The following is a 20,492-nucleotide window of genomic DNA, read 5'->3' as shown; positions in this document are numbered from 1 at the left end:
TGAACCATCAAGTCCCGGAGCGGTCAATGACTTTAGGTTTGGCGCCTACACAGGGTGATCTGCTGCGCACGACAGTGTCCTTTTGTGAGGGACGAATCGGGCAGGACTCGATTTACGCCGTTCTTCATCGGGAGTGCTTCAACCTGTTCCCGGACGGGCTGTTCGGGGACCTGTTCACCGACGTGGGCCGGCGCAGCGTGCCACCTATGATCGTGGCGGTCGTGATGGTGCTGCAGCGCATCGAGGGATGCTCGGACCGGGAGGCAGTAGACCGGTTTTGCTTCGATGCACGATGGAAATACGCTGCCGGCGGGCTGGCCTTTGATTACCCGGGATTCGTGCACACGGTGCTGGTGGACATGCGGGCACGGCTGGCCGCCTCGACGCGCCCGGACCGGATCTTCGATGTGACGCTGGAAGCGGCCAAAGCCGCCGGTCTGGTGGGGCGCAAGCGGGTGCTGGATTCGACGCCGCTTTATGATGCGGTGGCCACCATGGACACCGTGACGCTGGTGCGCTCGGGCATCCGGGGCCTGCTCAAAGCCGCCGAGCCAGGGCTGGAAGCCGAACTCCGCGCCGTACTGACCCGCGATGACGACTACGCCCAGGCCGGCAAACCGGTCTGTGACTACGACGATGCCGCCGCCCGGAAGGGACTGGTGGACGCTTTGGCCAGGGACGCGATGGCGGCCCTGGCACTGCTGGAAGGCCGCGAGCCGGGGACGGCGGTCCTCGAGGCCGCATCCCTGCTGGCCACCGTGGTGGGCCAGGACCTGGACTGCCACGAGGACGGGGTGTTCCATATCGCCCGGCGGGTCGCAAAGGACCGGGTGATCTCGACCGTCGATCCGCAGGCCCGCCACGGGCACAAGACAGCGGCTCGCGGCTTCGACGGCTACAAGGGGCACCTGGCCATCGACCCGGACACCGAGATCATCACCGCGACGAAGGTCACCGCCGGCAACACCGGCGATGCGGCACCGGCGGCGGATCTGCTCGCCTCCGATCTGAACATGCCCGCACCCCCGAACGCCGGAGCCGGGGAGGCCCAGCCTGGGGAGGCCGGAGCCGGGGAGGCGGAAGGCGACAGTATTGCGCGCCCCGACGGACCAGCCACCGACGTAATCGATCGGGAGGCAGATAGTGCCGTGAACGGGACACAGGACGCCGGTGCCGGGCCCGGGCCGTTGGCTGTTTATGGTGACGCCGCCTACGGGGCGGGGGCGTTGCTGCGGGAGCTGGAGACGGCAGGGGCCGCGGTGATGGTCAAGGTCCAGCCGCCGGCGGCCGCGGGCGGGCGCTTCGCGAAGGACCGGTTCGTCATCGATACCGGCGCCGGTACGGTGACCTGTCCGGCGGAGGTATCGGTGCCCATCCGCCCGGCCAAGGCCGGTGGGGGCACCGCCGCCTTCGGCACGGCGTGTGCCACCTGTCCGCTGGCGTCTGCTTGCACCAGTGCCAGGACCGGGCGCACCATCACGATCAGCCCGTACGAGGCCGAGCTGGCCAGGGCCCGGACCACGCAGAAAGACCCGGCCTGGCGTGACGAATACCGGGCAACCCGTCCCAAGGTCGAACGCAAAATCGGGCACCTGATGCGCCGTAAACACGGCGGACGAAGAGCCAGAGTCCGCGGCCGGGACAAGGTCGCAGCAGATTTCTCCATCCTGGCAGCCGCGACCAACCTCGCACGCCTCGGCGTCCTGGGATTGAGCAAAACCACCCATTCAGGATGGGTAGTCGCCCCGGCCTGAGGCCCAGGGGCAGACCACGGGGACACATGGACGTCGCCAAGGCGCCTGTGACGGCCCTGGACGCCGCCGCTCAGCCCATGATGGGGATCCCTCGCCGGAAATCAGCGACCCAGAAGCCGGCGTTCAACTATTCCGCAGCCGGTATCCCTCTCAGCCCCGCCCCGCGCAACGCCCGTTCGACACCAGCCACCTAGCGGTTCCGGCACCCCGGCTGGGACATGCTCTCTGCTGGGGCCCAGCGGTGGACATGTCCCGAAGCCCGGTGCGGACATGCCCTGCGCCGCGCCCCAGGGATGGACATAGTGGGGTTATGTCCATCCCTGGGCACCGGAGGTGGGCATGTCCGGTGGCCGGGAGCCACCAGCGCCTAGCCGATCAGCGCCAGCACCGCTCCAGCAGCGACCACCCCGCCGGCTTCCGCGCGGACATCCGTCACGGTGCCAGCCCGGTGGGCGGAAACCTGGGTCTCCATCTTCATCGCCTCGAGGACGACGACGGGATCCCCCGCAGAAACCTCGGTGCCGGGCTCGACGAGCCATTTCACCACGGTGCCGGCCATGTCGGCCCGGAGCTCGCCGGGGTCAGCGGCGCCGCCGGCCGAGCCACCCGCGGCCGAACCGCCGTCGGACTCCGAACCGAAGGAAACCCCGCCCGGAAGTGCCTGACCGGACCGGGCCCAGCCGTCCAGGAGCTCCGCCGGGAGTCCGACGGCGAGCCGGCGGCCGTCCACTTCGACGGTGATGGTGCGCCGTTCGCCGTCGGGCGGGGTGGTGCTGAACCCGGGGTCGGCCGGGATGCGGTCCGCGAAGTCGGTTTCGATCCAGCGGGTGTGGATGCCCAGGCCGGCCTCGGACGTGAAGTCGGGCGATTCAAGCACGGCCCGGTGGAATGGGATCACCGTGGCCACCCCGGTGATGCTGAGCTCGGCGAGGGCCCGGCGTGCCCGGCGCAGCGCCTGCTGGCGGTCCGCGCCGGTGACGATCAGCTTCGCCAGCAGCGAGTCGAATTGCGGCGGGACGAACGAGCCGGAGCGGACCCCGGTGTCGAGGCGGATGCCCGGGCCGGTGGGGCCGGTGAAGTCGCCGATGGTGCCGGGCGAAGGCAGGAAGCCGCGTCCCACGTCCTCGGCGTTAAGCCGGAACTCGAAAGAATGCCCGCGCGGTGCCGGGTCCTCCGTGATGCGCAGCGGCTCCCCCGCGGCGATGCGGAACTGTTCCTGCACGAGGTCGATTCCGGTGGTCTCCTCGGTGATGGGGTGCTCCACCTGCAGGCGGGTGTTCACCTCCAGGAACGCCACGGTGCCGTCGGCCGCCACGAGGAATTCCACCGTGCCGGCGCCGGAGTAGCCGGCTTCCCGGCAGACCGCCTTCGCGGCGTCGTAAAGCTGCTGGGTCTGGTCCTCGCTGAGGAACGGCGCGGGGGCCTCCTCCACGAGTTTCTGGTGCCGGCGCTGCAGCGAGCAGTCACGGGTTCCGACGACGACGACATTGCCGTGCGCGTCCGCCAGCACCTGCGCCTCGACATGGCGCGGACGGTCCAGGTAGCGCTCAACGAAGCATTCGCCGCGGCCGAAGGCGGTGACGGCCTCGCGGACGGCGGAGTCGAAGGCTTCCTCGACCTCGTCGATCGCCCGGACCACCTTCATTCCCCGCCCGCCGCCGCCGAAGGCTGCCTTGATGGCGATCGGAAGCCCATGCTGTTCGGCGAAGGCGCGGGCCTCCGCGGCGGACTCGACGGGGCCGTCGCTGCCCGCAACGAGCGGCGCACCGGCCCGGACGGCCGCCTCGCGGGCGGTGATCTTGTTGCCGAGCAGGCGGATGGCGTCCGGCGTGGGTCCGATCCACACGAGGCCGGCGTCGAGGACTGCCTGGGCGAAGTCGGCGTTTTCCGAGAGGAAACCGTAGCCGGGGTGGATGGCGTCGGCCCCGGACTCGGCCGCCACGGCGAGCAGCTTCGGGATGTTCAGGTAGGTGTCCGCGGGCGAGTTGCCGCCCAGTCCGTAGGCCTCGTCCGCGGCGGAGACGTGCAGCGCGTCGGCGTCGATGTCTGCGTAGACGGCGACGGAACCCAGCTGCGCGTCGTCGCAGGCCCGGGCTATCCGGACCGCGATTTCTCCACGGTTGGCGATCAGGACCTTGCGCATCAGTTACTCGCTTTTCGTTCGGGGGTGACTTGTTCGGGGGTGACTTGTTCGGAGGTGACTTGTTCGGAGGGCGGCTGTTGGGAAGATCCGGCCCGGCGGAAGCGGATCTTGCCGCCGATCGGGACCTGGGCTGCGGTGTCGAGCTGGTGGTCGACCACCACAGCGATCACCGGGTAGCCGCCGGTGATGGGGTGGTCGGCCAGGAAGAGCACGGGCAGGCCCTCCGGGGGCATCTGGATGGCCCCGGCAACGGTGCCCTCGCTGGGCAGTTCGCCGGTGCGGCTGCGATGCAGCGGGGTTCCCTGCAGGCGCATGCCCACCCGGTTCGACTGCGGCGTCACCTCCCAGTCCTGGCTGCAGAGGGAGACGAGGGCCTCGTCATCGAACCAGTCGGCACGCGGGCCGGGGACGACGTCGAGCACGGTCACGCCGGTGCCCGGGAAGTCCGGCTGGAGCTCAGGGTTGCCGACGACGCCGGATTCGGCCTCGCCGCCGGCGGCGAAGAGCTGGCCGGCGGCCAGGGGTGCCGGGCCGATGCCGGACATGGTGTCGGTGGAACGGCTGCCCAGCACCGGGGCGGCGTCCACGCCGCCGCGGACGGCTACGTAGCTGCGGAAGCCGGCCTCCGGCGCACCGATGCTCAGGATTTCCCCGTCCAGCAGGGCGAACGGGGTGGCCATCGGGACCGTGCGCCGGTGCGGCGCTTCAGCGTCCGACGGCGACTCGACGGTCAGTTCCGACGGCGCCCCCGCGACGGCCAGGACCTGGTCGCCCACGGCCTGGACTTTGAGCCCGCCGGCGACGGTCTCAATGGCGGCCGCGGAGGAGGCGTTGCCCACGAGGCGGTTGGCCCGGCGCAGCGAGGCCCGGTCCAGCGCCCCGGCGGCCGAGACGCCGAGGGCGGAGTGGCCGTGCCGGCCGAGGTCCTGGATGAGGCTGTGGAGGCCAGGCGAAACGATCCGCAGCCCGGAGGCGATTTCCTGTCCGGCGTCCGGTTCTGGTGCGGACGCGCTGACGGCCGGCTCTGGAGCCAGGGCCACCGCATCCCGGACGGCGCGGAACTGCACGCGGTGCCCGGGGCTGGCCAGCGCGGGCTGCTCCCGGTCCAGGTCCCACATCTTGGCGCTGGTGCGGCCGATCAGCTGCCAGCCGCCGGGGGAGCTGCGCGGATACACGGCCGAGTAGTTCCCGGCCAGCGCTACCGAGCCCGCGGGGACGGCGGTCCGCGGGGAGCTCCGGCGGGGGACTTCCAGGGCCTGGTTCTCCCCCACCATGTAGCCGAATCCGGGGGCGAAGCCGGCGAAGGCCACGGTCCAGATCTGGCCGGAATGGGCTGCGATCACGCCGTCCGTTCCGAGGCCGGTCAGCTGGCCCACCTCGGCGAGGTCCTCGCCGTCGTACACGGTGTCAATGACCACCAGGCCGCCGTCCCGGCGGGTGGGCGCCGCGAGGTCAAGCTGAAGCAGGAGATCGGCGATGCGCCGGGCCGACACCGGGGAGTCGGCCTTGACCAGGACCGTCTCGGCCGCGGCCAGGACGTCCTGCTGGCCCCGCAGGGGGTTTTCGAGGAGCAGTGCCTGCAGGGCGAGCACGTCCTGGGTCCCGGACAGCTCGGCGAGTACCGCGCGTGTTCCCACGGCCCGCACGGAGCGGACCTTGTGTACTGCCTGGGATTCCATAGCTGCCTCAATCATCGCCGGTGCCAAATCAACAGGGTCCGCGCCGCTCAGGCGTGGGATTCCTGCAGGAGACGCTCTTCCTCGTCGGTGTGCGGATCCCGGCCGAGGGCCAGGCCGATCACAGTCACCACGGAGGCCACAAGGAGGTAGGCCGCGATGAGGAGCCAGCTGCCGGAGGCAGCGTAAAGCGCGGTGAAGACCAAGGGTGCCACGGCGCCGCCGATCACGCCGGCGAGGGTGTAGGCCAGCGAGCTGCCGGCGTAGCGCAGCCGGGCCGGGAACTGCTCGGTGATGTAGGCGGCCTGGGGCCCGTACATGAATGCGTGGAATGCCAGGCCGATCACGACGCCGACGATAAGCAGCAGCACCGACTTGCCCTGGACCATGAGGAAGAACAGCGGGATGTAGACCGCGGTGCCGACGGCGGCGATGCCGTACACCAGGCGCCGGTTGAAGCGGTCCGTGAGGGCGCCGGCGGCGGGGATCAGGACCAGCTGGAAGGCCGAGCCGATGAGGATGGCGCTGAGCACGTTGCCGGTGGTCATACCCAGTTCCTTAGTGGCGTAAACGGCCACGAAGACGGTGAACAGGGAGTAGAGGACGTCGGGGCAAACGCGTGAGAGGGCGGCGGCCACAAGGGCGCGGGGTTCCTTGGTGAACACCTCTTTGATGGGGGCCTTGGGCTGTTCGCCGTGTGCCTTGATCGCCTTGAAGACCGGGGTTTCCTCCAGTTTGAGCCGGATGATCAGGCCGAAGACCACCAGCAACGCGGAGGCGAGGAAGGCCACGCGCCAGCCCCAGGAGAGGAAGGCTTCATTACTGAGGGTTGCTGCGAGCAGGACCAGCACGCCGTTGGCCATCAGGTTGCCGGCCGGCGGGCCGATCTGCGCGGCCGAGGACCAGAATCCGCGCTTCTTAGCATCGCCGAATTCGCTGGAGAGCAGCACCGCACCGCCCCATTCACCGCCGACGCCGATTCCCTGCGCCAGGCGCAGGAGCACCAGGATGGCGGGCGCCGCGACGCCGATCACGGAGTAGCCGGGGAGGGCACCGATCAGTACGGTGGCTACGCCTATCAGCAGCAGCGTGATAACGAGGACCTGCTTGCGGCCGATTATGTCGCCGAGCCGGCCGAAGATGATGCCGCCGATGGGGCGGGCCAGGTAGCCCACCGCGAACGCGGAGAAGGAGAGCAAGAGCCCGACGAACTCGTCGTTGCCCGGGAAGAAGATCTTGGGGAAGACGAGGGCCGAGGCCACGGAATAGATCGCGAAGTCGTAGTACTCCAGCGAGGTGCCGGTGAGGCTGGCGATGTAGGCCTTCAGGGCGCCGGGCGGCAGCTTCCTGGTGGCTTTGTCCGGTGATGCCGGGTGCTGTGCTGTCATGGTTTTTTCCTCCAGGTGTGCGGGGTGCTGCCTGTGCTGCTTGGTGGATTGAAGAGTTGGGCGGAGTGCGGATTTACGAAGGCGGCGGTGGTGATGCCGGCGGCGGTGAGCGCCTCCCTCACCGCGGCAGCCATGGCGACTGCTCCCGGAGAGTCGCCGTGGACGCAGATGCTCTCCGCCCGGATCTTCAGGATGGAGCCGTCGATCGTGCGGATGGCGGAATCGGCGGCCATCCGGAGGACGTGCTCGGCCACGAGCGCCGGATCCTCCAGGACGGCTCCGGGGAGCGAACGGGAAACAAGGGTGCCGTCCGGGTTGTAGGCACGGTCCGCGAAGGCCTCGGTGACGGCGCGGAGTCCCGCGGCCTCAGCCAGGCGCAGCACTTCCGAGCCCGGCAGCCCGAGGATGGGAAGATTCGGATCAACCGACTTCACGGCGTCGACGACGGCCCGCGCCTGGGCGGTGTGCGAGACGATCGCGTTGTAGAGGCCGCCGTGCGGTTTGACGTACCTGACGCGGCCGCCTTCGGCTGCGGCCAGCGCCTGCAGCGCGCCGATCTGGTAGACGACGTCGTCCGCCAATTCGAGCGGATCGATGTCGAGGAAACGGCGGCCGAATCCGGCGAGGTCGCGGTAGCCGACGTGGGCGCCGATCACGATGCCCGCCGCCACGGCCTCGCGGCAGGTCCGGCGGATCACGCTGGGGTCGCCGGCGTGGAAACCGCAAGCCACGTTGGCGCTGGTGACAGAACGGAACATCGCTGTGTCATCGCCGAGCGTCCAGCGTCCGAAGGACTCCCCGACGTCGCTGTTCAGGTCGATGCTTGCCATATTGTGATCCTCGTCTCATTGAAGTGCTTCTTCAAGGATGCACCAAAAATTCAGATTGTTCAACAATCCTTCAATTCAACAATCCTTCAATTCAACGATGTGACGATCGTGTAAATTTTGGAGTATGACAAGCTCCGAAGCAGGAATCCGCAGTCTCTCTGCCACCCCACTTCCCGGAGCGGCACGGCTGCGCGTCGCCGGGGCGGGGGCGGCCCTCGGCGCCGCAGCCCGGCTGCGCGTCGCGGTCCCGTCGGTGGCGGACAGGGTGGCAACTGAACTGCGCCTGCAACTGGCGGAAGGCATACTTCTGCCGGGAGTCCGGCTGACGGAGTCGACGATTGCCGAGGAACTCGGCGTCTCCCGCAACACCGTCCGTGAGGCGTTCGCCGAACTCGCGGCCGAACGACTCGTCGTGCGGCACCCCAACCGGGGGATGTTCGTCGCGAGCCTGGAGGCCGGCGACATCCACGACGTCTATACGGTGCGCCGGGCGATCGAAGTCAGCGCGATCCGCGGCGGGGGCACCCCCGAGCGCGTGGCGGCGGTCCGCGCCGCGGTGGAGGAAGGCAAAGCCGCGGCGGCCGCGGATGATGAGGAAGGCCTGGGCAACGCCAACCAGCATTTCCACGGCGCCATCGTGGCCCTGGCCGGGAGCCGGCGGCTGGACACCATCATGTCCCAGGTCCTGGCCGAGATGCGCCTGTTCTTCCACAAAGCCACAATGGATGCGCACTTCTACCGCGGATATCTGGGCGACAACGAGGAGATCTGCGAGGCGCTGGAGGCCGGCGACCTGGACCGCGCCGGCGATCTCCTGCTGGCCTACCTGGACCGGTCCGAGGAGAAGCAGAGTTCCGTCCACGGGGAGTGAGCGTTTCCGGACGCGGGGCGGGGTTGCTGACGGCCAGGATCCGAGGTCGCTGGACCCACTGTCCCGTCTCACCTAAAGTGGCGCAGCAATTAGTTCGTTTCAGTGCCGGAGCGGGTCGCCGGAGCCCTGGGGCATCCAGCCTCCGGTGACCTGGCGGCGGATTCTGTCGAGGAATTCGCCCGGCCGGGACGAGTGGGCGATTGCAGCCCAGACTGGTGAAGCTATTGCCGCGGTGAGGTCCACGACGGCTGGATATAGTGCGGCGGCCACCGTTACCCGGCGCCGGGCCCAGGACAGTTCGCCGGCGGGGACCAGCGCGTGATACCGGGCGGTGAAGCTGGACGGTTGGCGGCCCTGGTCATGCCATCGCCAGCTGAGGGTGTCGGCGGTGGAGAACGCTTTGCGCAAGGTGGGCCGAACCTGGCGAGGAGTTTCCGATGATGACGGAAAGCGGCCGGCAGTTCCGGGCACGTCTGAAGTGGTATCTGGTCCCGGTGGTCGTAAGTTCCTTCTCCCAGCCAGAGCTGGTGGCGCGGACAGATCACCGTGTCGTGGGTCGTGTAGACGGCGACGTGGTTGCCGGCCCGGCGTGCAAGAGTGCAGCGGCGGCAGGCAATTCATGCCAGCCGCCTGTCCGGCCGTCCGGATGATCTGCCTGCTCGGGGTGGCCGTCATCATGTTCGCACCCCGTGACGCCGGCTGAACCACCGGCTTACTACACGATGGCGTGAATACACGATTGAATGTACTTTAGACCTATGGAAACCCTCACGCACGCCCCGGTGCTGGCACGGTTCGGCTACGCGGTCTCGGATCCCACCAGGGCGCGGATCCTGCTGGCCCTCGCCGACGAACCGGCCTACCCCTCCGACCTTGCCGATTCCCTCGGCGTGTCGCGCCAGAGCATCTCCAACCATCTGACGTGCCTTCGCGGCTGCGGCCTCGTGGTGGCCGTGCCGGACGGCAGGCGGAGCCGGTATGAGCTGGCCGATGCCCGGCTGGGCCACGCGATCAGGGACCTGATCGGCGTCGTGCTGGCCGTGGACCCGGCTTGCTGCGCACCCGACGGGACGTGCCTGGCATGACGGCCCTCCAGCTCGCACCCACATCAGACCGCCGCGCCGTGCTGAGCCGCCGCATCCGGCTGTTCGCCGCCGCGACCATCACGTACAACGTCCTCGAGGCCGTCGCGGCCCTCTGGGCCGGCGGCGTCGCCGACTCGTCCGCCCTGATCGGCTTCGGGCTGGACTCGGTGATCGAGGTGGCATCCGCCGTTGCCCTGTCCTGGCAGTTCTCCGCCAGGGTTCCCGAACGCCGCGAACACCTGACCCTGCGGATCATCGCCGTCTCCTTCTTCGCCCTGGCCGCCTTCGTCACCGCGGATTCCATCCGTTCCCTCACCGGCGGCGGCGAGGCACGGCACTCCAGCCCCGGCATCGTGATCGCGGCCCTGAGCCTGGCCATCATGCCCGTGCTGTCCTGGCTGCAGCGCCGCGCAGGCAGGGAACTCGGTTCCCGGACAGCGGTGGCCGATTCCAAACAGACCCTGCTGTGCACCTACCTCTCTGCCGTCCTCCTGATTGGCCTGGTGCTGAACAGCACGCTGGGCTGGTGGTGGGCAGACGCCGGCGCGGCGCTGGTCATCGCCGCCATCGCTGTCCGCGAGGGCATCAGCGCCTGGCGCGGCGACGTCTGCTGCACCGTCCCGCACCCCGCTGCGGCGCGCGACGCCGAACCGGTAGACTGCTGCGCCGCCCCTGATCCGGGCCGGGGCGGCGACCACGACGGCCGTCGGGTTGATCCCGGCGCCCATGTGGCAGCGGAGCAGAACGCCGGGCGGGGCGAGGCTTCCGGCTGCTGTGGGGGCTGTGGTTCCACTCCCGAACCCAATGCCGTCAGCCTGGCCCTCGGCCGCGGCACATCAGGAACGGGTGGGACGCTCTCATCGCCGTCGTCGGCGGCATCGTACTGATCTACGCGGTACTGCTGGTTTTCCTGGCTCTTTATGCCCGCAGGCATGCGGAGACCGTGGGCATGAAGGACGCCCTGCGGCTGCTTCCGGACCTACTCACTCTGCTGCGCCGCCTCACCGCTGACCAGGCACTGCCGCGCGGGATCCGTGTCCGGTTGCTGGCGCTGCTGATCTATCTTGCCTCGCCCATCGATCTCGTGCCGGATTTCCTGCCCGTCATCGGGAACGCCGATGACGCCATCATCGTGGCCCTGATCCTGCGTTCCGGCATCCGCCGCGCCGGGATAGAGGCCTTGGAGCGGCACTGGCCCGGCACACCGGCCGGACTCACACTGATCAGCCGGCTCGCCGGCACCGCCGCACCCACGGCGTGAGTGATATGCCCCCCGTCAGCACCCTGACCTGCCCTGCCTGCGGAAACAGCGAAACACGAACCATGCCTACCGACGCATGTGTCGAACGGACGTCGTCGGTGTGTTCTCCAATGCTGCAGCGCTCCTGCGCCTGGCCGGGGCCGTCCTGATCGAGCGGCACGACGAGTGGAAAGCGGCAGACCGACGCTACTTCTCCGAGGCGTCCAGGCTCGAGCGACCACGATGAATATTCCCGTCGAGGCCATCAGAGAAGTAGTGACATTCCCGGAACTCGCCGCCGCCTATACAACTGGCCCGCACGCTGCCACTCAGCGGGACGTGACCACCTCAACCCCGGTACCGGTCGTCGGGCAGCTTGTGCCACCGTACGGATCGGCATTTCATCCAGGATGCGAACTTCGTGACCGAGCCGATGCCGGGCTTCGGCGGCGATAACTTCAACGGCGGACGGCGGTCCATCCCTGGTCAGAAGGCTGCACAGTCCCTGGAACCGGTACCGCACCCATCGCAGACGCAGCGACGCCACTGTGAACAACAAACGAACGATATCTTTAGTCCCGCTCGTTTAACGCCGTGATGGAAGGGCGCGTTCTGTTCTGGACATTGTCCAATACGGGCATGGGCGGCGCTCCGCTTTCCTCGCGCGGGAGCGGACGTGATGCGCTCGGGCTGCAGAAAGGGCGGGAACGCCGGAGGGATACATTTTGCCATTCGGCTTTTGCGATCCGTTCGTCCTGGTCTGAAGGGTCGCTTAGCCGCCTGCGCCGGTAACCGCGATCATCACGGCGGCCCGGACTACACTTCCGGCATGAAACCTCGCGGAATCCTGATGGCAGCAGCACTGCTGGTCGTCATAGTTGTGGTGATCATCGCTTTTTGGGCTTTGATCGGTGACCGACCACAAACCCTTTAGAACTTTCCACCTCCGCCGTCCCTCTGTATTTCCTGGCGCTTCCCGCAACGACGGTTCCGGCACTCGGCACCTTAGCCTTTACCAAATGCCTCCTGCCGAGCCTCTTTGGCACTGACGTTGAGCTGGGCCGACGAAGAGAAGCACGCTGAGCCTTCCCATTTGGTGCTCGCAGCGCGACTCCCGTCGGCTGCCTCTTGGTCGGAAGGCGCTACTGCATCCACAACGACGCAACCAGCGCCTCAAACCCCTGTGAACTACATCAACGACATCACTAGGAGGCTCCACATAGCGGTCGTATGTTGATGCCCGGGGCGAGGTGCCCTTCCGGTGGCCACTTCCCCGGGCGCATCCCGGATGAAGGACTGCGGCCAAAAGTGCGTCGCCGACAAGAACAAGGGTGCGGCGCCCCGGAGCCATGCGACGCGGCGTCGGACCCACAGCCCGCCGCGCAGCGGACGACCCTCTTGGCCCCGGAGTGGGTCCGTGACTTGCCCGCGGGCGGGGTCCACGTTCGGGGTTTTCACAAGGAGTTTCGACCAGACTTGCCCTGTCCTGATGTTGCACGGTGTCCGCGCACTTCGGGTCTGGTCACCGGGCGCGGCACCCCAGCATTGCCGAGCCCGGTGACTATTCTTGGGCGGCAGCGCCGGGCCGGTGACGGCCCTGCCGCGCTCCGGCTCACGGGCAGGTGTGAGACCTTATCGATCCGGGACAGCCGTCATTGACCGGTTCAGGCTCACCCCGGTCGGTGGCGGCGATGCCGACCAAGGCAGCCTGCGGTTCGCCGCCGGGGCCCGAGTTGCGACGACGGCCACTCCGCGCTGCCGAATGAATGTAGCAAAATCCGATCGATTCATGGTGAGGGTGTCAGATGGATTGTGTAGGGGTTCCGGTTCCGCAACGGCACCTACCCCAAACGGTGGCCTCCACGGTTGGAGACGTCGGCCTGGCCGTTCACGGCGCACCGGCGGCCTCGATCAGCACGATCCCGACGATCGCCGCGAATCCCGCATCCCGGTCAGACGCCTTTCGTTCACGTCCGCATCCTCCGGTCTCCTTCGCGGGACCTGTCGTCGGCTCGTCCCGAAACTGATGGCTGGACGAGCAGCCAAAAATTAGTGCTCGACAAGACTAGGAGCAACCAAATCTTCAGCAGTCCCGACCTCCTAAATGCCGGATTGGGATCGCTGCTTGACCCGGATGCGGCAGGATGTTGTGTATGCCGATCGATGTCGAAGCAGTGCGCAGTGAGACCCGCGGTGTTCGGCGGGTGGTCCATCTGAACAACGCGGGCAGCGCGCTGGTCCCGCGCCCCGTGATGGACACGGTGGTGGCTCATTTGCGCCGTGAGGAGGAGATCGGCGGCTATGAAGCGGCGGAGGAGGCTGCTGATCGGCTGGAGAACGTGTACTCCTCGGTGGCGCGGCTGGTCGGGGCGGAGCCGAAGGAGATCGCCCTGGCCGAGAACGGGAGCCGCGCCTGGGCGATGGCGGTGTACAGTATCCCGTTTGTCCGCGGGGCGCGGGTCCTGGTTGGCCGTTCGGAGTACGTAGGCAACGTCATTGCGCTGCGGCAGCTGGCGCGTCGCCATGATCTGCGGATCGTGGTGCTCGAGGACGATTCCTATGGGCAGGTGGACGTGGATCACCTGCAGCACGAGCTCGAGCGCGGAAACGTGGCGTTGGTCGCGTTGACCCATGTGCCGATGGCTAACGGTCTGGTAAATCCGGCGGCGGAGGTGGGCCGGCGCTGCCGCGCTGCCGGGGTGATGTTTGTCCTCGATGCCTGCCAATCGGTGGGCCAACTGCCGCTCGACGTGCAGTCCTTGGGCTGCGATGTGCTGACGGGAACGGGGCGGAAGTTTCTGCGGGGCCCGCGTGGCACCGCATTCCTCTACGTGCGTGGATCGGTGCTGGAACGGCTTGAGCCGGTCCTGCTGGACCGGCATTCCGCCGTCGGGTCCGGAACGGTGTCCTATGAAGTCCGCGGCGATGCCCGCCGTTTCGAGAGCTGGGAGGCCAGCGCCGCCGGAAGGCTGGGCCTGGGACGGGCAGTCGATTATGCCCTCGAACTGGGACTGGACGCGATCCGGGAGCGTGTGGCCGGGCTGGCGGAACTGTTGCGGGCCGGACTCGGGGCGCTTCCGGGCCTCACCGTCCACGACCGTGGGCTAACCAGATGCGGCATCGTCACGTTTTCAGCGCAGGGACGCGACGCCGAGGGCATCAGGGGGCGGCTGGCCCAACTCCGGATCAATGTCTCTGTGGCCCCTCTCTCTGCCCCGTCCGACCCGGCCCTCCGGTGGGCACAGGCGCCGGAGATGGTCGTGCGGGCCTCGGCGCACTATTACAACACCGAGGACGAGATCCAGCGTCTGGTTGACGCCCTACAGTGAACGGCCCCTGGCCGCTTTCGGTCACCGTCCATGGTCAGCTAAGTGGCGTCGGCCAGGGTGAGCGCGTAACGGTTCTGCCGGTCTGTCCACTGTCCGAGGACGGAGAATCCCGCGCCCTGAAGCTCTTCGGCGACGCCCTCGACCCGGAATTTGGCGGAGATCTCTGTACGCAGCTCCTCCCCGTCGTGGAACCGGATGTCCAGATTCACACCCGGTAGGTGCACGCGCATGGGCCGGCTGGCCCGTAGCCGCATTTCGATCCATTCCTCCCGGGGCCTCCAGACGGCCACGTGTTCGAACGCCTCGACGTCGAAATCCGCCCCCAGCTCGGTGTTGAGGACACGCAGCACGTTGCGGTTAAAGTCCGCTGTGACGCCGTCCGCGTCGGCGTAGGCCGGTACAAGGACCCGCGGGGACTTCACCAGATCCGTGCCAAGAAGCAGCGAACCACCGCCGCTTCCAAGCAGCTCGTGTATGTCGGAGAGGAAGCGGGCTCTGGCTGCGGGTTCAAAATTGCCAATCGTGCCGCCCAGGAAGGCGACCATCCGGTGTCCCTGCCGAGGCAACAGGTGCAGCTGGGTCTCGAAGTCCGCTGTCACGGCGTGCAGTTCAAGGTCGGGAAAGGCCGGGGCCAGGGCGTTTCCCGCGTCCACCAAGGCGCTTTCGCTGACATCGACGGCGACGTAGCGACGAAGAGGACCCGCTTCGTTCAGGGCATCGAGCAGCAGCGGGGTTTTCCGGGAGGATCCCGAGCCAAGCTCGATCAGTATCTCGGCCGGGCTCGCGGCGGCTATTTCCTCCGAGAAGAGTTCGAGCACTTCACGTTCGGCCCGGGTCGGGTAGTACTCCGGCAGTTCGGTGATTTGCTCAAACAGCCCGCTGCCCCGCTCGTCGTAGAACCACTTGGGCGGCAGTGTTTTCGGCGACGCTGTCAGTCCTGCCAGCACGTCGGCGCGCAGGCTGCGTCCGACATGGTCCGGCGGGAGGTGGTGGAAGACGCTGCGGTGGTCAGTGGAGAAGGTCATGACGGTGTCTGTTCCTTTCCGGGAACGGGAATCGGACGGATGTCAACGTGGCCGTGTGTGGCGGTCAGGACTGAATTGTCGGGCACATCGTGCCAGCCGGGGCCGTCGTCGAAGGGTTCACTGGCCACGACGACACCCCCGGGGACGGTCCGCCAGCACAGGGTGTCCCCGGCGGCCGTGGCAGCGATGCTCGTTCCGTTGGTGAGCAGAAAGTTGAGTCGGCCACCGCTGACGGCCCGCACATCGGCGGCCACGCGGGCCAGCGCATCCGCGGCGGAGTCCCCCGCAGTGAGCCGTTCAAGAACGAGGGCCCAGAGCAGGGCAGAGTCCACCTGGGCTTCGAGTGTCAGCAAACGGGCGGGCGGAAGCGAAGCGGCCAGAATTTCCAGTGCATCCGGCCAGCCCTCGACGCGGCCGTTGTGGCTGAACAACCAGGGGCCGTGCGCATACGGGGCGGCCGCTGACTCCTCCGGCGTCATCCCTGACGTCGCCGACCGTACGGCCGCGAGCACGGCCCGGCTCGAGGTCACCCGCGCGACGTCGGCGAATGACCGGTCCGCCCAGATCGGTACGGCCCTGCGGTAGCGGGCAGGCACGGGATCACCTTCTGCGTACCAGCCGACGCCGAAGCCGTCAGCGTTGACGGTCCCGTGGCGCTGGCGCCTCGGCGCCCATGACTGCGTGAAAAGCCCGTGTGCGGGGCTGCTGAGCAGATCCGCGAGCGACAATGGCGGACCGATATAGGCGAGGTGGCGGCACACGATCAGCGCACCTGGTCCGGCGCGGCATCCCGGGCGGTGCGGAAGCCGGAAAATATTTGCCGCCGGATCCGGTAGTCCCAGTTCCGGAAGGTTCCCCGGCACGCGGAGCTGTCCACGGCCCAGGATCCCCCTCGCAGCACTTTGTAGTCGGACCCGAAAAATACCTCGCTGTACTCCCGGTAGGGGAACGCGTTGAACCCCGGATAAGGGTGGAAATCACTGGAAACCCATTCCCAGACATCCCCGATGAGCTGGCGGACCCCAAGCGGTGAGGCACCGAAAGGATACGAGCCGGCCGGAGACGGACGCAGTGCTGATCCGCCCAGGTTCGCATGATGGGGTGTCGGATCTTCATCGCCCCAGGGGTAGCGCCGGGAACGCCCGGACACCGGGTCATGGCGCGCCGCTTTCTCCCATTCAGCCTCCGTGGGCAACCGGCGGCCGGCCCAGCGGGCGTACGCGTCCGCTTCAAACCAGCACACATGCTGCACCGGTTCCCCCGCTGGCACCTGCTCGCGCACACCGAAACGTGTCCGCATCCATCCCTGCCCGTCACGTTCCCAGTACTTCGGGGCCACCAGCCCGGCTTCCTTGCGATGGTCCCATCCCCCAGGGGCCCACCAGCGGGGGTTCTCGTAGCCGCCGTCGCCGATGAAACACCGGTACGCGTCGTTGGTCACCGGAACCGTGTCGATCCAGTAAGCGGGAACATCCACTTCGTGGCCGGGGCGTTCGTTATCAAGCGCCCACGGTTCCACCGAGGTGCCCATCATGAAGGGCCCGGCCGGGATCAGAACCTCCTTCGCCAGAGTGTCCGCCTCCCCGGGCAGCACGTCAGGCGGTAGCGGCCGGGCCTGCAGAACCGGCGCGCCGACCCGAAGCTGGTGGGTGGCCAGCATCGTCTCATCGTGCTGCTGCTCATGCTGGATGATCATCCCGAAGGCAAAACCCTGATCCAGCAGCGGGGATCCTTCCAGCGGGGTGCGGTCCAGGATGTCCAGCGCCTTGGTCCGGACCTGTGCCAGGTAGCGCCGGGATTCCTCGGGTGAGAGCAGCGGCAGAGAGGGCCTGGTACTGCGCGGGTGTTCGAAAGCGTCGTAGATCCGGTCAATGTCGCACCGGACTGGCTCCATCTTGCCGACGTCACGAACCAGCCAGAGTTCCTCCTGGCTGCCGATATGCGCCAGATCCCAGACCAGCGGTGACATCAGGGGCGAGTGCTGCTTCCTGAGATCCTCCTCGTCACACTCCGTGAGCGCGTGGGTCCGCTCCCTGGCCCGCTCGAGCGCCGCAGCAATGAAACCCTTGAGGGCTTCAGGGGCGGGACCGGACAGCTCGGACCCCATCATCAGAAGACCTCCCCTGTCTCCGGCGGATCAAAATAGCTGCCGGTACGCCGCCAAAGGTCCAGGCGGGCATCAGCCGGGCACCGTCCCCGGGACGTATGCCGGTCGATGAAGGCTGCCGTCATCGCGCACGTGCCGGCATCGGCCCCCAACCGCGGTAACGCTTCCAGGGCGGCCTCCGCACAACCAAGCGCGGCGGCCGCGAGCACAGGATCCGCCAGCGCGTCCCGGGCCGCAGTTCCGATCGGATCGGCAAGGGCGGATACCGGGCCGCAGGCCTCGGCCGCGATGTCGGCCGCGTGTTCATCGTCCATGAGTGCCATCACCATGGCCGTGACAGGTTCCCAGCCACCGCCCGCCTGCGCATCGATCACCCTGAGCTCCATGAATCCCCGGGGCCGCACGGGAGGAAACAGCGTCGTCAGGTGGTAATCCACATCGCTGAGCGTCGCAGGCCGCGGGCCTTCTCCGCGGAGCCAGCCCCGCATCGTCAATCCGCGCGGAGCGTTCCAGCTGCCCTGCCCCGAAGGGATACACAGCACGAGCGCATCAAGGGCGTAGCGTGCCCAGGCCCCTCCGGGATCCACCGATGCCGGGACCGGGGCGGTCCGGGTAGGGTCGGTGCCCAGCCAGACCCGCTGCCTGGTGCTACGCCATCCACTGGGGATGCCGTGGCAGAAGGGGGAATTTGCGAACATAGCGACAAACACAGGGAGCAGAGTGTGCAGCCGCGCCCAACGTTCGGCTGCGCCGGCGGTCCCCGGGTTGTCGAATCCAGCGTCCAGTGAAATCTGCAGAGACGCCGTTGAGCACATCATCGTGCGTCCGGCGGGACCGAGGCGGTCGAAATGCTCTTCCATGGCGGCATAACGCGGATGCTCCAACGAGCGCACCGGGGGCCGGTCAGGGTCAAGAGCCACCGGGCTGATCCGCAGTCCCGCGTCCGCGAGAAGGGTCTCCACAGTTGCCAGATCGGCGCGGGTCGCCGCCGCCAATGTGGGAAGGTCGGGCGCGCATGCTGAGCTCACCTCCAGCTGACCCCCGGGCTCAAAACTAATGACGCCCCCGCCCGGAAGCGGTTTTGTTGAAGCTTCGACGGCGTCGCGGACCCGTGCAACCGGGACGGGGCATCGTGGCCCCGCGACCTCGTGGACCAGCCGCTCGATCTCCACACCGGCGGCGCCCGGCGGCCCCGTCTTGAAGCACACGGAGGCCACATACATTTCAGCCTCCGCCTCGGAAAGCGGGCGCAGATCGCGCTCCGGCCGCATTGCAGTGCTCACGCCGCGCCCTCCTTCCACGGGGGCTGAGTTCAAGCAGCAAGCTAAACAGCCGCCTTCTTGCCTTGTCAACGATCCCGACCATTTAGCAATAATTTTTGCAGCAACGACAAGGTGCAGACTTCATGCCCAGGGGCCGACAGGGACAACCCGGAAAATGAAGGAACCGGGAGAGTGTGCCGTTCCCTGGCTGCGAAGACAAACGGGTTCCAGGGCAAGGATAACCGCCCCGCAGCCGGGTGCAGAGCTGGCTGACGTTTCCGATCGCAAGCTTCGAACACGCCCAACGCGTCACATTGCAGGCGGAGCCCCTCCAGCTGCTCATCCTCCAGCTCGCCCATGAAGTCCGTTCCAAACCCAATCCGGACTCCGGCATCGCCTGCCAGCCCGACGGCGTTCCTGCCGGCTTCCAATACTTCCCGGTTCTTGGCCGGTCCCACATCGGTGAGACCGATTTCCGCGCCGCGGCGGTCCATCGCGTCGTAGGTCACCACCGTGGGTACCAGGGAGACCTCATTTTCGGCCATCAGCCGGGCGGTTTCGGCATCGGGCAGGTTGCCGTGTTCGATGCAGCGCACTCCGTTGAGCACCGAATGACGGATTGCCTCGGGCGAATATGCGTGCGCTGTAGCGTTGCTGCCCCGCAGGGAAGCCTCCTCCATCATGACGCGGATTTCGGCCGCGCTGTACTGCGGCACGCCCAGCGGATCCACGGGTGAAATGACGCCGCCGGAGGTCATGAGCTTGATCGCGGAGGCACCGGTGCGGAACCGGTGGCGAACGGCCAGCAGCAGGTCATCGGCGCCGTCCACCACTTCGCACATGTGGCCGCCGTGGAAGCAGCGGCCGTCGTTCGCAGCCCGGATATCACCGTGACCGCCTGTCTGTGCAGCGGTTTTGTCTTTGCTGGAGAGTTCGGCGGCCGAGGGCCATGAATCTGAGGCGGTCGCGGCGTTTCAGCGGAGGGACCTTCCAAGCGTAAAAGGCCACTTTGCAGAATCCCGTCGCCGCGAAGGAATACCGTCCGCGGCAGGGTCAAAGGGCCAGCAGGAAGTTCCATATCCAAAGACGGCTGGGCGGAATATACTTTAGCTCCCACCCCACAATGGGAAAGAAGCGATGATGCGCGGATTTGGCAGACGCGGAACGGGCGGACGCGGAATTGGTTTCTTCGGGGTGGTCTATCTGGCCATCGGTCTGCTGGTCGCCGCCACGCACGGATACCTCGTGGCCTGGAACATTCCCGGAAACATTCTCGAAGGCCTTGCGGCGATAATTCTCTGGCCGCTCGTCGCGTTCTTCGGCGTCGATCTGCACACGCTGATCGCTTAGTCCGGAAATCACATGGGCAGGCTCCTCAACCATGTGCCGCCGCCTGACGCGTCGCGCAGGTTTTGTCTCGGCCGCCGCGGGGAAAAGCTCGAAATCAGGCGGCCGTCAGCGCCTTACGAGTAAGGGACGGCACGATCCTGGAAGGTATCAGTGGTCCGCAGGAAGAACGGTCCACCACGAGCCCCATTGCCGCGTTTTCACGCACAGCCGTGATGCCGTCCACGACTCCCTCAATCGTCGTGAACCTTGGTGAGACAGCCACGACTATTCCGTCGTCTTCGGTCAGCCGGACCGGCCGTTGAGGCACGGAGTGTGATCCGGCCAACATAAGGGTATCCGGGGCACGCTTCGCAAAAGGACGCCGCCTGCGTGTGCGCGAGCGGATTGAGCCGACGGCCGCGGCGAGGCTGTCATCCCCAACACACACGGGCT

The 20,492-nt window shown here is 67.4% G+C and carries 19 protein-coding genes and 1 pseudogene; 9 read left to right on the top strand and 11 right to left on the bottom strand.

Annotation, left to right across the window (positions count from 1 at the left end; all coding sequences use genetic code 11):
• The first annotated feature begins 26 nt into the window (after positions 1-26).
• On the top strand, positions 27-1,754 hold the full coding sequence (locus ACQCSY_RS09500; protein WP_427129474.1) for a transposase: 1,728 nt from the start codon (positions 27-29) through the stop codon (positions 1,752-1,754).
• A gap of 26 nt (positions 1,755-1,780) precedes the next feature.
• The gene (locus ACQCSY_RS09495) at positions 1,781-1,948 is read left to right on the top strand and encodes a hypothetical protein (RefSeq protein WP_427129472.1); all 168 of its coding nucleotides are present in this window, start codon (positions 1,781-1,783) and stop codon (positions 1,946-1,948) included.
• Positions 1,949-2,121: 173 nt separating this feature from the next.
• On the opposite strand, the gene ACQCSY_RS09490 is transcribed toward ACQCSY_RS09495, so the two are convergent.
• Genes ACQCSY_RS09490 through ACQCSY_RS09475 form a run of 4 tightly spaced genes read right to left on the bottom strand, consistent with a single transcriptional unit; the run spans position 2,122 to position 7,791 of the window.
• Entirely contained in the window at positions 2,122-3,897 is a 1,776-nt protein-coding gene (locus ACQCSY_RS09490) for a biotin carboxylase N-terminal domain-containing protein (RefSeq protein WP_427135138.1), read from the bottom strand.
• Positions 3,897-5,591 (bottom strand): 5-oxoprolinase/urea amidolyase family protein, encoded by a 1,695-nt coding sequence (locus tag ACQCSY_RS09485; protein WP_427135136.1) that lies wholly within the window; start codon positions 5,589-5,591, stop codon positions 3,897-3,899. Before ACQCSY_RS09485 ends, ACQCSY_RS09490 begins: the two co-directional genes overlap by 1 nt.
• Before the next feature lie 32 nt (positions 5,592-5,623).
• Positions 5,624-6,961: an MFS transporter gene (locus tag ACQCSY_RS09480; RefSeq protein WP_427135134.1), complete on the bottom strand. Its 1,338-nt coding sequence runs from the start codon at positions 6,959-6,961 to the stop codon at positions 5,624-5,626.
• Positions 6,958-7,791 (bottom strand): LamB/YcsF family protein, encoded by an 834-nt coding sequence (locus ACQCSY_RS09475; protein ID WP_427135133.1) that lies wholly within the window; start codon positions 7,789-7,791, stop codon positions 6,958-6,960. Before ACQCSY_RS09475 ends, ACQCSY_RS09480 begins: the two co-directional genes overlap by 4 nt.
• A gap of 124 nt (positions 7,792-7,915) precedes the next feature.
• On the opposite strand from ACQCSY_RS09475, the gene ACQCSY_RS09470 reads away from it, so the two are divergent.
• The gene (locus tag ACQCSY_RS09470; RefSeq protein WP_427135131.1) at positions 7,916-8,662 is read left to right on the top strand and encodes a GntR family transcriptional regulator; all 747 of its coding nucleotides are present in this window, start codon (positions 7,916-7,918) and stop codon (positions 8,660-8,662) included.
• Positions 8,663-8,761: 99 nt separating this feature from the next.
• Here ACQCSY_RS09470 and ACQCSY_RS09465 read toward each other — a convergent pair whose 3' ends face one another.
• Positions 8,762-9,070, bottom strand: a complete 309-nt coding sequence (locus tag ACQCSY_RS09465; protein WP_427135130.1) for a hypothetical protein — start codon at positions 9,068-9,070, stop codon at positions 8,762-8,764.
• A gap of 350 nt (positions 9,071-9,420) precedes the next feature.
• Between ACQCSY_RS09465 and ACQCSY_RS09460 the strand changes: the two genes are divergently transcribed.
• The 5 genes and pseudogenes from ACQCSY_RS09460 to ACQCSY_RS09440 all read left to right on the top strand — a co-directional run bounded on the left by ACQCSY_RS09460 (position 9,421) and on the right by ACQCSY_RS09440 (position 14,316).
• Positions 9,421-9,747 (top strand): ArsR/SmtB family transcription factor, encoded by a 327-nt coding sequence (locus ACQCSY_RS09460; RefSeq protein WP_427135129.1) that lies wholly within the window; start codon positions 9,421-9,423, stop codon positions 9,745-9,747.
• Positions 9,744-10,634 carry a cation transporter gene (locus ACQCSY_RS09455; RefSeq protein ID WP_427135127.1) on the top strand — a complete coding sequence of 297 codons (891 nt, stop codon included), beginning with the start codon at positions 9,744-9,746 and terminating at the stop codon, positions 10,632-10,634. The genes ACQCSY_RS09460 and ACQCSY_RS09455 overlap by 4 nt, the downstream gene beginning before the upstream one ends.
• Positions 10,635-10,696: 62 nt before the next feature.
• Positions 10,697-11,008, top strand: coding sequence for a YkvA family protein (locus ACQCSY_RS09450; RefSeq protein ID WP_427135125.1), 312 nt, complete (start codon positions 10,697-10,699; stop codon positions 11,006-11,008).
• Between the two features lie 82 nt (positions 11,009-11,090).
• Positions 11,091-11,213, top strand: a pseudogene (locus ACQCSY_RS09445) (transposase); the annotation flags it as partial.
• A gap of 1,927 nt (positions 11,214-13,140) precedes the next feature.
• The gene (locus ACQCSY_RS09440; RefSeq protein ID WP_427135124.1) at positions 13,141-14,316 is read left to right on the top strand and encodes an aminotransferase class V-fold PLP-dependent enzyme; all 1,176 of its coding nucleotides are present in this window, start codon (positions 13,141-13,143) and stop codon (positions 14,314-14,316) included.
• A gap of 38 nt (positions 14,317-14,354) precedes the next feature.
• Here ACQCSY_RS09440 and egtD read toward each other — a convergent pair whose 3' ends face one another.
• From egtD to ACQCSY_RS09415, 5 genes are all read right to left on the bottom strand, one after another.
• Positions 14,355-15,341 carry an L-histidine N(alpha)-methyltransferase gene (gene egtD, locus ACQCSY_RS09435; RefSeq protein ID WP_427135122.1) on the bottom strand — a complete coding sequence of 329 codons (987 nt, stop codon included), beginning with the start codon at positions 15,339-15,341 and terminating at the stop codon, positions 14,355-14,357.
• Positions 15,338-16,102, bottom strand: a complete 765-nt coding sequence (gene egtC, locus ACQCSY_RS09430; protein ID WP_427135120.1) for an ergothioneine biosynthesis protein EgtC — start codon at positions 16,100-16,102, stop codon at positions 15,338-15,340. Before egtC ends, egtD begins: the two co-directional genes overlap by 4 nt.
• Positions 16,103-16,104: 2 nt before the next feature.
• Positions 16,105-17,451: an ergothioneine biosynthesis protein EgtB gene (gene egtB, locus ACQCSY_RS09425; protein WP_427135118.1), complete on the bottom strand. Its 1,347-nt coding sequence runs from the start codon at positions 17,449-17,451 to the stop codon at positions 16,105-16,107.
• Entirely contained in the window at positions 17,451-18,731 is a 1,281-nt protein-coding gene (egtA, locus tag ACQCSY_RS09420) for an ergothioneine biosynthesis glutamate--cysteine ligase EgtA (protein WP_427135116.1), read from the bottom strand. Before egtA ends, egtB begins: the two co-directional genes overlap by 1 nt.
• A gap of 65 nt (positions 18,732-18,796) precedes the next feature.
• The gene (locus ACQCSY_RS09415; protein ID WP_427135114.1) at positions 18,797-19,552 is read right to left on the bottom strand and encodes an amidohydrolase family protein; all 756 of its coding nucleotides are present in this window, start codon (positions 19,550-19,552) and stop codon (positions 18,797-18,799) included.
• 295 nt (positions 19,553-19,847) lie between these two features.
• On the opposite strand from ACQCSY_RS09415, the gene ACQCSY_RS09410 reads away from it, so the two are divergent.
• Complete coding sequence (locus ACQCSY_RS09410; RefSeq protein ID WP_427135112.1) at positions 19,848-20,060, top strand: hypothetical protein; 213 nt, start codon at positions 19,848-19,850, stop codon at positions 20,058-20,060.
• A gap of 94 nt (positions 20,061-20,154) precedes the next feature.
• On the opposite strand, the gene ACQCSY_RS09405 is transcribed toward ACQCSY_RS09410, so the two are convergent.
• The gene (locus ACQCSY_RS09405) at positions 20,155-20,322 is read right to left on the bottom strand and encodes a hypothetical protein (protein WP_427135110.1); all 168 of its coding nucleotides are present in this window, start codon (positions 20,320-20,322) and stop codon (positions 20,155-20,157) included.
• Positions 20,323-20,492: the final 170 nt, after the last annotated feature.

The sequence above is a fragment of the Pseudarthrobacter sp. S9 genome (genome assembly GCF_050156545.1).
Taxonomy (GTDB): domain Bacteria; phylum Actinomycetota; class Actinomycetes; order Actinomycetales; family Micrococcaceae; genus Arthrobacter.
Note: the sequence above shows the minus strand (reverse complement) of the source record. Positions and strands in the feature narration are given on the sequence as shown.

Coding starts and splice junctions, on each gene's coding strand:
- ACQCSY_RS09455 (WP_427135127.1), top strand. CDS start 9,744: ATGACGGCCCTCCAGCTCGCACCCACATCAGACCGCCGCGCCGTGCTG.
- egtB (WP_427135118.1), bottom strand. CDS start 17,451: ATGATGGGGTCCGAGCTGTCCGGTCCCGCCCCTGAAGCCCTCAAGGGT.
- ACQCSY_RS09460 (WP_427135129.1), top strand. CDS start 9,421: ATGGAAACCCTCACGCACGCCCCGGTGCTGGCACGGTTCGGCTACGCG.
- ACQCSY_RS09470 (WP_427135131.1), top strand. CDS start 7,916: ATGACAAGCTCCGAAGCAGGAATCCGCAGTCTCTCTGCCACCCCACTT.
- egtD (WP_427135122.1), bottom strand. CDS start 15,341: ATGACCTTCTCCACTGACCACCGCAGCGTCTTCCACCACCTCCCGCCG.
- ACQCSY_RS09410 (WP_427135112.1), top strand. CDS start 19,848: ATGATGCGCGGATTTGGCAGACGCGGAACGGGCGGACGCGGAATTGGT.
- ACQCSY_RS09495 (WP_427129472.1), top strand. CDS start 1,781: ATGGACGTCGCCAAGGCGCCTGTGACGGCCCTGGACGCCGCCGCTCAG.
- ACQCSY_RS09485 (WP_427135136.1), bottom strand. CDS start 5,591: ATGATTGAGGCAGCTATGGAATCCCAGGCAGTACACAAGGTCCGCTCC.
- ACQCSY_RS09490 (WP_427135138.1), bottom strand. CDS start 3,897: ATGCGCAAGGTCCTGATCGCCAACCGTGGAGAAATCGCGGTCCGGATA.
- ACQCSY_RS09475 (WP_427135133.1), bottom strand. CDS start 7,791: ATGGCAAGCATCGACCTGAACAGCGACGTCGGGGAGTCCTTCGGACGC.
- ACQCSY_RS09450 (WP_427135125.1), top strand. CDS start 10,697: ATGAAGGACGCCCTGCGGCTGCTTCCGGACCTACTCACTCTGCTGCGC.
- ACQCSY_RS09440 (WP_427135124.1), top strand. CDS start 13,141: ATGCCGATCGATGTCGAAGCAGTGCGCAGTGAGACCCGCGGTGTTCGG.
- ACQCSY_RS09500 (WP_427129474.1), top strand. CDS start 27: ATGACTTTAGGTTTGGCGCCTACACAGGGTGATCTGCTGCGCACGACA.
- ACQCSY_RS09480 (WP_427135134.1), bottom strand. CDS start 6,961: ATGACAGCACAGCACCCGGCATCACCGGACAAAGCCACCAGGAAGCTG.
- ACQCSY_RS09415 (WP_427135114.1), bottom strand. CDS start 19,552: ATGTGCGAAGTGGTGGACGGCGCCGATGACCTGCTGCTGGCCGTTCGC.